This is a genomic window from Aeromicrobium sp. CFBP 8757, from assembly GCF_014841755.1.
Lineage (GTDB): Bacteria > Actinomycetota > Actinomycetes > Propionibacteriales > Nocardioidaceae > Aeromicrobium.
Genome location: NZ_JACYUM010000004.1, coordinates 438,028 through 448,351, shown reverse-complemented (window position 1 = coordinate 448,351; position 10,324 = coordinate 438,028). Strand labels below are relative to the sequence as shown.

The following is a 10,324-nucleotide window of genomic DNA, read 5'->3' as shown; positions in this document are numbered from 1 at the left end:
GGTCGCCTGACCCCGACCGCCCGACGACACGCCAGAGGCCCCAGCCGAACCGGCTGGGGCCTCTGGCGTGTCGTGCCGCTGGAGCGGGTCAGTTGGCGTCGACGGGGATCTCGGCGGCCTGCGTCGGGGTGTCGGAGGCGAAGATCGCGATCGGCACCTCCTGGCGGATCGTCTCGCGCTCGTACGACGACGACCCGGGGGAGCGCTGGATGCGCACCTCCGCGCGGAACGTCAGCGTGACACCGGTCGTGTCGGCGGCGAGGTCGCCGATCGGCTGGTTGCGCAGCTCGAAGGCGCCCTTCGGCGACGTGATGAGCATGCCGTACTTGCCGCCCTGCGGCTCGGGGTCGAACGTGATCCTCGAGGCCTTCTCGTTGAGCGTGTACGGGCGCTCGACCGTGCCGGACGTCGACGTCGTCGCGGACTCGACCTCGATGCGGTCGAGGAAGACCCGCCGCTTGGTCTTGAACGGGTCGCGCAGCTCCTGGTCGAGGTCGTAGGCCTGGAACGTGAACGAGAAGTACTTGTTGCCCCGGGGGTACCACTCGTTCGTGCGGGGCGTCGACTTGGTGGGGTAGAGCGTGTAGACGAAGTCGACGCCGTCGATCTCGACGTGCGACTGGAACGTGCCGTCGCGCGTGAACTGCGAGTCGAAGGCGGGCGTCGCCGCGGCCGTGGGGGTCGCGCTGGGCGTCGGGGTCGCCTCGGACGACGAGAACGTGCCGAGGTTGCAGCCGCCGAGCGCCGACAGCGCGATGACGGCGACGGCGGCGTGGCCGACGCGGCGGCGGAGGCCGCGTCGGTGGGAGGTCGAGGTCACGGGGATGCTCCTGGAGGCGTCGGTCGAGGGGGAAGAGGGCGTGGAGGAGTGATGGGGGTGGCGCGCGTCGGTCATGCCTTGAAGCCCTTGTGGCGCTTGAGGAGCTTGATCGCCATCCACACGGTCTGCAGGACCGTGATGACGCCGAGGACCGTCCAGCCCCCGAGCAGGACGTCCGACTGCAGCACGGTGGGCAGCTGGGCCCAGATCGCGACGGCGCCGGCCAGGACGATGCCGACGATGGCGAGGGGGATCAGGTGGGCGTGCCCGCCGCCGCCGCTCTCGGCCTTGGCCTGCAGCGCCCAGTTGTCGGTCTGCGAGCTGCTGGCGAACTTGGTCCACGAGCGCGCGAAGTGGCCCAGGCGCACCCACATGTAGAGCTCGGCCGGGATGAACAGCAGGGCGAACAGGTAGTCGCGCCGGTTGGCGTTCTGCATCGCGTGGGCCGTGCGCAGGTTCAGCAGCGTCGCCATGATCGTCGGGACGATCCACAGGATCACGAAGACGAAGGCGTGGAGCATCAGCGACGTGATCAGCAGGAACAGGAAGACCAGGCGCGTGAAGCCGTTGGTCGCCATCGAGATGTTCTCGAACCAGCGCAGGCGCAGGTTGGGGTGCAGCGGCTGGCCCTTGGTGTCGCCGCGCTGGCCGGGCCACATCAGGTCGATCGCGCCGGTGTTCCACTTGACCTGCTGCGCGTCGAGCGACTGCAGCGTCGTCATGCCGCCGACGTTGGCGCGCGCGTGGGCGCTGATCTTGGTGAGGTAGCCGGCGCTCTTGATCTCGAGCGAGAGCAGGGAGTCCTCGATCTCGCTGTCGCGCACCCACGGGTAGCGCTGGTGGGTCTGCTTGACGACGGCCCGCAGCGCGGTGGTGGAGAAGATCGAGTACTGGCCGCCGAGGACCGCCATGTTGCGGCCGCGCAGGAGGTTCTGGATGTTGAAGGCCGCGAACTGCGCGCGCTGACCCGCGATGAGGAACTTGCCCATGAGGGTGTCGAGGCCGCTGTCGTCGATGCTGTAGATCGCCGAGATGCCGCCGATGCGCTCGTCGTCCTGGATCTCGCGGACGAGGTACTCCACGGCGTGCGGGTCGGCGGTCGTGTCGCCGTCGACGCCGAGCAGGTAGTCCATGCCCTCGACGAGCGTGTAGCCGTAGTTGAGGGCGCCGACCTTCTTGTCGGGGTTCTCGCCGATGTCGTGGACGAAGATCTCGGTCATCTGCTCGTCCGAGCCGTGGCCGCGCACGTGGAGGCCTGCGTAGTGGCTCGCGATCTCGACCGTCGCGTCGGTCGTGTTGTTGACGATGACGTGGATCGCGTCGGGCAGGCGCGTCTGCGCCAGCAGGGAGTCGAGGACGTCGGCGATCGCGTCCTCCTCGTTGTAGGCGGGGATGACGCAGCCGACCGTCGACCGGTACGTCGGGAGGGCCTCGATGCCCGCCATGAACGTGTCGGCGTACTCGCCCATGACGGGATCGACGTAGGTCCCCTCCGGTGCGGCGTAGCCGATGCCGTCGTCGTTCATGTCGTCTCGCTCCTCGTGGACGGGGCGCTCGCCCGGCCGATGGCACCAGCCTGACGCACCAACATCAGGATTGCCGCACCTTCGGCTCAGGATCGCCTCAGTTCTGGCGGGCCTTGGCCAGATCGGCGTCGGCCCGGCCGAGGAGCGAGTCGAACGTCGCGGGGGAGTCGATCGTGTGGCCCGTCCCGAAGGTCGCACCGGTGCGCAGCTCCATGCCCTCGCCGACGGCCGACTCGGTCAGCCCGGTGCGGATCGCGTCGACGACGCGCCGGGGTGTCTCGGCGTTCGCGGCGACGACCAGGACGACGAACCGTCCGGCGCCGAGGTGACCGAGCAGGGCGTCGGCGGGCACGCGGGAGCGCAGGATGCCCGAGAAGTGCACGAGGGCGCTGTCGCCGGCCTCGCGGCCGAAGGCCGAGTTGAGCTCGTCGAGGTCGTCGATCTCGGCCAGCACCAGCGCCACGTGGCTACCGGCCCGGGTGGCGCGCTCGAGCCGGTCGGCGGCGTCCTCGCGGAACGCGTCGGACGCCAGCACGTTGAGCTTGCTGCGCCGGCGTGCCTCGGCGCTCATCGACCACCAGTTGCCGGCGCGCTCGACCCGCAGGGCCGACAGGCAGACGGCCGAGACGACGAACAGGGCCGTGAAGGGCAGCGCCACGCCCACGACGCCGGGGCGCACGGCACCGGAGGCGTAGAGCGCCGCGACGGCGACGTACCAGGCGCCGAACAGCAGGAACGTGCCCTGCAGGATGCGGGCGTTCAGGTTGAGGCGCATGGGGCCCCGGAGCAGCTCGGTCGCCGCGAGCCAGGCGAAGCCTCCCGTGGCCGCCGCACGCAGCGTCGTGCTGAGGTCGAGATCGGGGTCGGACGTCTGCACGAGCGTCGGGAGCGCGACGGCGGCGGCGGCGACCACGGCCATCCAGATGTTGGAGCGCTCGCGGCCGTCGAGCAGCCGGCAGCCCGCCCACATCGCGCCGACCGCGAACACGGTCGAGGCGTCGCCCGCCGCGACGACGACCAGCGGCGCCGACCCGTCGGCGGCGTAGATCGCGTCGAGGGCGGTGACGCACAGCGCGCCCGCGAAGGCGGCGGTCCAGGCCCGGTTGGCCTCGTCGTTGTGGCGCATCGCCGCCGTCGTGGCGAAGATCGCCGTCACCAGCGTCATCGGAAGGACCCGAGCGATCAGCAGGGTCTCCAGGTCGAGATCCATGTCGTCTCAGCTCTCCTCGGGGTGGTGGTCGACCGCGCGGGCGGCCGTCGTGGACGGGGACGTGGCCGGGGCCTCGACGCGCCGGGCGGGGTCGTGCCGGGGGACGCACACCGTGACCTGCGTGCCGCGGCCCGGCTCGCTGTCGACCTCGATCGTCCCGCCGTGCAGCACGACGATCTCGCGCGAGATGCTGAGCCCCAGGCCCGTGCCGTGGACCGTCGACCCGCGGACCGACTCGGCGCGGTAGAAGCGCTCGAACAGTCCCTTCTGCTCCTCCAGCGACATGCCGCGTCCCGTGTCGGTGACCACGATCTCCACCTGGTCGGACTCCGTGGGGGCGACGGTGACCGAGATGCGGCCACCGATGCGGTTGTACTTGATGGCGTTGGAGAGCAGGTTGTCGACGACCTGGCGCAGTCGGAACGAGTCGACCTCGGCGTCGGCGGCCTCGGCGACGTCGAGGCGGATCGAGATGAGCCGCTCGCCGGCCATGGGACGGATCGCGTCGATCGACTCGTGGACCAGGCGCGAGACGTCGCACGAGGCGCGGGACAGCGACATCGCGTTGGCCGGGCTGCTCGACCGCGCCGCCAGCAGGTCGGTGACCAGCGAGTTGAGCCGCTCGGTGTTGGTCAGCGCGATGTTCAGCATGTCGCGGGCGTCGTCCGGCAGGCCGTCGGTCTCGAGGGCCAGGTCGATGTACCCGAGCACCGAGCTGAGCGGTGTGCGCAGCTCGTGCGACATCGACGTCACGAGGTCGTCGCGGTCGGTGATCGCCCTGACCTCGGCCGACACGTCGCGCAGGACGATCACGACACGGTCGAGGCCGGCCTGCTCGTCGTGGATCACCCGGACCGTCACGTCGATCGTGAAGCGGGTGGCCGTGCGGTGACCGATCCAGTACGTCGCGCCGTCGACCTCCTCGCCCCCCAGCACGCGGACGTGTGGGAAGTCCCCCGGGGCGACCGGGGTGATCTTGTCGGCGTGGTACAGCGGGAAGCGGTGCCACGGCGTGTCGTCGGGCAGGCCCAGCTCGGCGAGCAGGGCACGCGTCGCACGGTTGTTGGTGACCGTCGCGCCGGTCATGTCGAGGCTGATGACGGCGAACTGGACGGCGTCGAAGGCCTCGCGCAGGGTCGTCTCCTGGATGCGGGCGCGGGTCAGGGCGGCCTCGAGCATGCGGGTCTGGCGCCGCAGCAGGACGCGCTGCGAGTCGACCCGGCGGGACGTTGTGTAGACGACGCCCGCGACGAAGATCTGGCTGAACGCCAGGCTGATGGCCGGGATGGGGCTCGTCGTGGCGGCGGGGGACGGCATCACGCCCAGCTCGAGCAGCAGCGTCTGGGTCAGCAGCATGACCGATGCCAGGCCGGCCCCCGCGACGGCTCCGAGCCGGCCGAACGACGTCGCGAGCCAGATGACCGGGAACACCATCAGGACGCCGAAGCCGGTCTCGGGCACCGCCATGCGCAGGAGGCCCAGCGCCGCGATGTCGAGCAGCGGGACGACCATCTGCCAGCGCTGCGGGATGCTCAGCCACGGGACGACGGCCGCGGCGATCGTGACCCACAGGATCGCGGTGATGCCGAGGAAGAACGCGGGGCTGTCGGACAGGTCGCGCTCGGACAGCACGACGGTGATGCAGGTGATGAGCCCGATCGCGCCGGCGAGGAAGACCTGCGAGCGGAAGACGCTGTCGCCGAATCGCGAGGACGAGACAGGTGCCCGATCGCGGACCGGGGACGACTGCATGGCGCACAGCGTATCTTCCCGCGGGCGCCGGCCGCGATTTCCCGGTCCGTGGGCGCTGCGATAGACTGCTGCGGTTGCCTCGGCGAGGGTCTTCGGACCGTGATCGACAGGGCGCTCCACAGGAGTGCTGTGTCGAGCGCCTCGACCGCCGGCATGTCCGACCTTTCGCACGCACGACGCACCCAACAGGAGTTATCCCGTGGCCGAGACCAAGATCGCCGCCGAAGCACGTACCGAGTTCGGCAAGGGTGCGGCTCGCCGCATCCGCCGCGAGGACAAGGTCCCCGTCGTCCTCTACGGCCACGGCACCGACCCGATCCACCTGACCCTCCCGGGTCACCAGTTCATGCTGGCGCTCAAGGGCTCGGCCAACGCCCTGCTGACGATCGACCTCGGCTCCGACACGCACCTGGCGATCCCCAAGCAGGTCCAGCGCGACCCGCTCAAGGGCTTCATCGAGCACGCCGACCTGCTGATCGTCCGCAAGGGCGAGAAGGTCACCGTCGACGTCCGCATCAGCACCGTCGGCGAGGCCGTCAGCGGCAACCTCGTCGTCCTCGAGAACGCGACGATCTCGATCGAGGCCGAGGCGACCCACATCCCCGAGGCGTTCGAGGTCTCGGTCGAGGGACTCGAGGCCGGCGCACAGATCCTGGCCAAGGACATCGAGCTGCCCAGCGGCTCGACCCTCGCCGTCGACGAGGAGCTCCTCGTCGTCAACGTCACCGCCGCGCCCACCGCCGAGCAGCTCGAGGCCGAGCTGGCCGAGGCCGAGGACGAGCTCGGCATCGAGCACGACCCGTCCGACGCCGAAGAGGCCGAGGCCGAGGCTGCTGCCGAGTCGTCCGACGACGAGGCTGCCACCGAGTCCGAGTAGTGACCTGGTTGGTCGTCGGGCTCGGAAACCCGGGCCCGACGTACGCCAGCACGCGGCACAACATCGGCTACATGGTGGCCGACGCCCTCGCGATGCGTATGGGCGGCACGCCCAAGAACCCCGGCTGGAAGAAGCACAAGTCCGGTCGGGGCGAGGTCGTCGAGGGGCGACTCGCCGGTGAGCGGGTCGTCCTGGTGCGCGCCAAGTCGTACATGAACGAGAGCGGCGGACCGGTCTCGACCATGGCCAAGTTCTACGGCGTCGAGCCCGATCACGTCATCGCGATCCACGACGAGCTCGACATCGACTTCGGCATGCTGCGCATCAAGCTCGGTGGTGGCGACAACGGGCACAACGGCCTGAAGTCGATCCGTCAGTCGCTCGCCTCGGGTGACTTCTTCCGGGTGCGCGTCGGCATCGGCCGGCCGCCGGGACGTCAGGACGTGCACGACTTCGTGCTCAAGCCCTACAGCTCTGTCGAGCGCAAGGACCTGCCGGTCTACGTCGAGGAGGCGGCCGACGCCGTCGAGAGCCTCGTCACGGTGGGACTCGATCAGACCCAGAGCGCGTTCAACCGGTAGATGATGACTCTTTCCCGCCTCGCCACGATCGTCTTCTCCGAGCCCACCGTGGCGGCCGTGCTGGCCGAGCGCGCCGAGGGCGTCGACACCCTCGACGTCCAGGCCCCCGAGCCGCTGCGCCCGTTCCTGACCGCTGCGCTCGCCGAGCAGGCGACGGTCGTCGCCGTCACCGCGACGGCCCGCGAGGGCGAGGAGCTGACGGCGCAGCTGGGCGAGCTGCTGGGCGCCGACGCCGTCGCGTACTACCCGGCGTGGGAGACGCTGCCGCACGAGCGGCTGTCACCGCGGTCCGACACCGTCGGGCGTCGTCTGGCGGTGCTGCGCCGCCTGGTGCACCCGACGCAGGCCGGCGAGCTCGACTCCGACACCGCGAGCGGGGCGCTGCGGGTCGTCGTCGCACCGATCCGCTCGCTGCTGCAGCCGCAGGTCAAGGGCCTGGCCGACCTCGTGCCGGTCGAGCTGCACCGCGGCGACGAGGTCGCGCTCGAGCAGGTCGTCTCCGATCTCGCCGCAGCCGCCTACTCGCGGGTCGACCTGGTCGAGCGCCGAGGCGAGGTCGCGGTCCGCGGCGGCATCATCGACGTCTTCCCGCCCACCGAGGACCACCCGCTGCGCATCGAGTTCTTCGGCGACGAGGTCGACGAGATCCGCCGTTTCGCGGTCGCCGACCAGCGGACGCTCGAGGAGATCACGCACGTCTGGGCTCCGCCGTGCCGCGAGCTGCTGCTGACCGACGAGGTGCGGGCACGCGCCGCGCAGCTGGCCGTCGAGCACCCCAGCCTGGCCGAGATCTTCACCAAGCTGTCCGAGGGCCACGCCGTCGAGGGCATGGAGTCGCTGACGCCCGTGCTGACCGACGAGATGGAGTCGTTCGTCAACCTGCTGCCCGAGCGGTCGGCCGTCCTGCTGATGGACCCCGAGCGCATCCGGGCCCGCGCGGCCGACCTCGTCGCGACGAGCGAGGAGTTCCTGCAGGCCTCGTGGGCCGCGGCGGCCGGTGGCGGCGAGTCGCCGATCGATCTCGGCTCGGCGGCCTTCCACTCCCTCGACGACGTGAAGCTCGAGACGCTGAGGCTCGGGCACACGTGGTTCACGCAGACGCCGTTCGGCCTCGACCTCGACGAGGGCCAGCGCGCCGTCGAGATGGAAGCCGGCGCGGCGTACCGCGGCGACACGTCCGCGGCGCTCGAGGACATCCGTCGCTGGGTCGCCGCCGGCATGCGCGTCGTGTTCGTCGCCCCGGCGGCGGGTCAGGCGCAGCGCACCCTCGAGTGGCTGTCCGACAGCGACGTCCCCGCGGCCCTCGACGACGAGGTCACCGCTCCTGCACCCGGCATCGTCCAGGTCGTCATCGGCGAGCTGTCGACGGGCTTCGTGTCGGCTCCGCTCCAGCTCGCGGTCATGACGTACGACGACCTCGTCGGTCAGCGGGCCGCCGACCGCACCGAGCGCAAGATGCCGGCGCGCCGGCGCAAGCAGGTCGATCCGCTCGAGCTCAAGCCCGGCGACTTCGTGGTGCACGAGCAGCACGGCGTCGGTCGCTACGCCGAGCTCATGCAGCGCGTCGTCCAGGGGGCGGCGCGCGAGTACCTCGTGATGGAGTACGCGCCGTCCAAGCGCGGTCAACCGGCCGACCGGCTGTTCGTCCCGATGGACCAGCTCGACCAGATCAGCCGGTACGTCGGCGGCGAGTCGCCGACCCTCGACCGTCTGGGCGGCGCCGACTGGACGAGCCGGAAGAACAAGGCCCGCAAGGCCGTCCGTCAGATCGCCGGCGAGCTCATCAAGCTGTACGCGGCCCGCCAGGCCACCAAGGGCCACGCCTTCGGCCCCGACACCCCGTGGCAGGCCGAGCTCGAGGACTCGTTCGCCTTCGTCGAGACGCCCGACCAGATGGTCACGATCGACGAGGTCAAGCGCGACATGGAGCGCACCGTGCCGATGGACCGCCTGGTGTGCGGCGACGTCGGCTACGGCAAGACCGAGATCGCCGTGCGCGCGGCGTTCAAGGCGATCCAGGACGGCAAGCAGGTCATCCTGCTCGTCCCGACGACCCTGCTCGTCCAGCAGCACTACGCGACGTTCGCCGAACGCTTCGGACAGTTCCCGGTCACGATGAAGCCGCTGTCGCGGTTCCAGACCGAGAAGGAGTCCAAGGAGACCCTCGAGGGCCTGGCCGACGGCTCGATCGACATGGTGATCGGCACGCACCGGCTGCTGCAGCCCGGCGTCAAGATCAAGGACCTCGGCCTCGTGATCGTCGACGAGGAGCAGCGCTTCGGCGTCGAGCACAAGGAGGCCATGAAGATGTTGCGGGCCGCCGTCGACGTCCTGTCGATGTCGGCCACGCCGATCCCGCGCACGCTCGAGATGGCCATCACGGGCATCCGCGAGATGTCGACCATCGCGACGCCCCCCGAGGAGCGGCACCCCGTGCTGTCGTTCGTCGGGGCGTACGAAGACCGCCAGGTCGTCGCCGCGATCCGCCGCGAGCTGCTGCGCGAGGGCCAGGCGTTCTTCATCCACAACCGCGTGCAGTCGATCGACAAGGCCGTCGCCAAGATTAAGGAGCTCGTGCCCGAGGCGCGGGTCGCCGCGGCGCACGGCCAGATGGGCGAGCACCAGCTCGAGGAGGTCATGGTCGACTTCTGGGAGAAGCGCTACGACGTCCTGGTGTGCACGACGATCGTCGAGTCGGGCCTCGACGTGTCGAACGCCAACACGATGATCATCGAGCGTGCCGACACCCTCGGCCTGTCGCAGCTGCACCAGCTGCGTGGCCGTGTGGGGCGTTCGCGCGAGCGCGCGTACGCGTACTTCCTGTACCCGCCCGAGAAGCCGTTGACCGAGACGGCGCACGATCGCCTGGCCACGATCGCGCAGCACTCCGAGCTCGGCGGCGGCATGGCGGTCGCGATGAAGGACCTCGAGATCCGCGGCGCCGGCAACCTGCTGGGCGGCGAGCAGTCCGGCCACATCGCCGACGTCGGCTTCGACCTGTACGTGCGACTCGTGGGCGAGGCCGTCGCGGAGTTCCGCGGCGACGCCGAGCCCGAGCGCGAGGTCAAGATCGAGCTGCCGATCGAGGCGCACCTGCCGCACGACTACGTCGGCAGCGAGCGGCTGCGGCTCGAGATGTACAAGCGGCTCGCGGACGTCCGGGCGCTGTCGGACGTCGACGAGATCCGCGGCGAGCTGGTCGACCGCTACGGCGAGCCGCCCGAGGCCGTCGACGTCCTGCTCGACGTGGCACGCCTGCGCGTGCGGGTGCGCGAGGCAGGGCTCACCGAGGTGACGGCCGCGGGCCCGAACGTCCGGTTCGCCCCGCTGAAGCTGCCCGACTCGGCGCAGATGCGACTGCAGCGCGTCTACCCGCGCAGCACCTACAAGGTGGCTGCCGAGGTCGCGCTCATCCCGCGTCCGAGGACCGCGCCGATCGGCGGCAGCCCGCTGGTGGGCCGCGAGCTGCTGGAGTGGACCCGCACCGTCATCGACACCCTGGTGCCGGCGCCCGCGCCGGTCTGACCCCAGCCCAGATGTGCGGAGAAGCGGACCGAA

General features: G+C 70.6%; 7 protein-coding genes. 3 read left to right on the top strand and 4 right to left on the bottom strand.

Annotated elements, in window-relative coordinates; all coding sequences use genetic code 11:
• Positions 1-88 precede the first annotated feature (88 nt).
• The 4 genes from IFT73_RS14120 to IFT73_RS14105 all read right to left on the bottom strand — a co-directional run bounded on the left by IFT73_RS14120 (position 89) and on the right by IFT73_RS14105 (position 5,308).
• Complete coding sequence (locus tag IFT73_RS14120) at positions 89-820, bottom strand: hypothetical protein (RefSeq protein ID WP_192168153.1); 732 nt, start codon at positions 818-820, stop codon at positions 89-91.
• Positions 821-891: 71 nt separating this feature from the next.
• Entirely contained in the window at positions 892-2,346 is a 1,455-nt protein-coding gene (locus tag IFT73_RS14115) for a glycosyltransferase (RefSeq protein WP_192168152.1), read from the bottom strand.
• A gap of 97 nt (positions 2,347-2,443) precedes the next feature.
• Entirely contained in the window at positions 2,444-3,556 is a 1,113-nt protein-coding gene (locus tag IFT73_RS14110) for a diguanylate cyclase (RefSeq protein WP_192168151.1), read from the bottom strand.
• A gap of 6 nt (positions 3,557-3,562) precedes the next feature.
• Complete coding sequence (locus IFT73_RS14105; protein WP_192168150.1) at positions 3,563-5,308, bottom strand: cell wall metabolism sensor histidine kinase WalK; 1,746 nt, start codon at positions 5,306-5,308, stop codon at positions 3,563-3,565.
• A gap of 199 nt (positions 5,309-5,507) precedes the next feature.
• Here IFT73_RS14105 and IFT73_RS18725 point away from each other — a divergent pair, with 199 nt between their 5' ends.
• The 3 genes from IFT73_RS18725 to mfd are packed head-to-tail and all read left to right on the top strand — an operon-like array spanning position 5,508 to position 10,291.
• On the top strand, positions 5,508-6,185 hold the full coding sequence (locus tag IFT73_RS18725) for a 50S ribosomal protein L25/general stress protein Ctc (RefSeq protein WP_371811281.1): 678 nt from the start codon (positions 5,508-5,510) through the stop codon (positions 6,183-6,185).
• Positions 6,185-6,766, top strand: coding sequence for an aminoacyl-tRNA hydrolase (pth, locus tag IFT73_RS18720; protein WP_371811280.1), 582 nt, complete (start codon positions 6,185-6,187; stop codon positions 6,764-6,766). The genes IFT73_RS18725 and pth overlap by 1 nt, the downstream gene beginning before the upstream one ends.
• Before the next feature lie 3 nt (positions 6,767-6,769).
• On the top strand, positions 6,770-10,291 hold the full coding sequence (gene mfd, locus IFT73_RS14095; RefSeq protein ID WP_192168185.1) for a transcription-repair coupling factor: 3,522 nt from the start codon (positions 6,770-6,772) through the stop codon (positions 10,289-10,291).
• Positions 10,292-10,324 lie beyond the last annotated feature (33 nt).

Bases quoted from the DNA above. Each gene is read 5' to 3' on its own strand.
- IFT73_RS14115 (WP_192168152.1), bottom strand. From the start codon at position 2,346: ATGAACGACGACGGCATCGGCTACGCCGCACCGGAGGGGACCTACGTC.
- mfd (WP_192168185.1), top strand. From the start codon at position 6,770: ATGACTCTTTCCCGCCTCGCCACGATCGTCTTCTCCGAGCCCACCGTG.
- IFT73_RS14105 (WP_192168150.1), bottom strand. From the start codon at position 5,308: ATGCAGTCGTCCCCGGTCCGCGATCGGGCACCTGTCTCGTCCTCGCGA.
- IFT73_RS14110 (WP_192168151.1), bottom strand. From the start codon at position 3,556: ATGGATCTCGACCTGGAGACCCTGCTGATCGCTCGGGTCCTTCCGATG.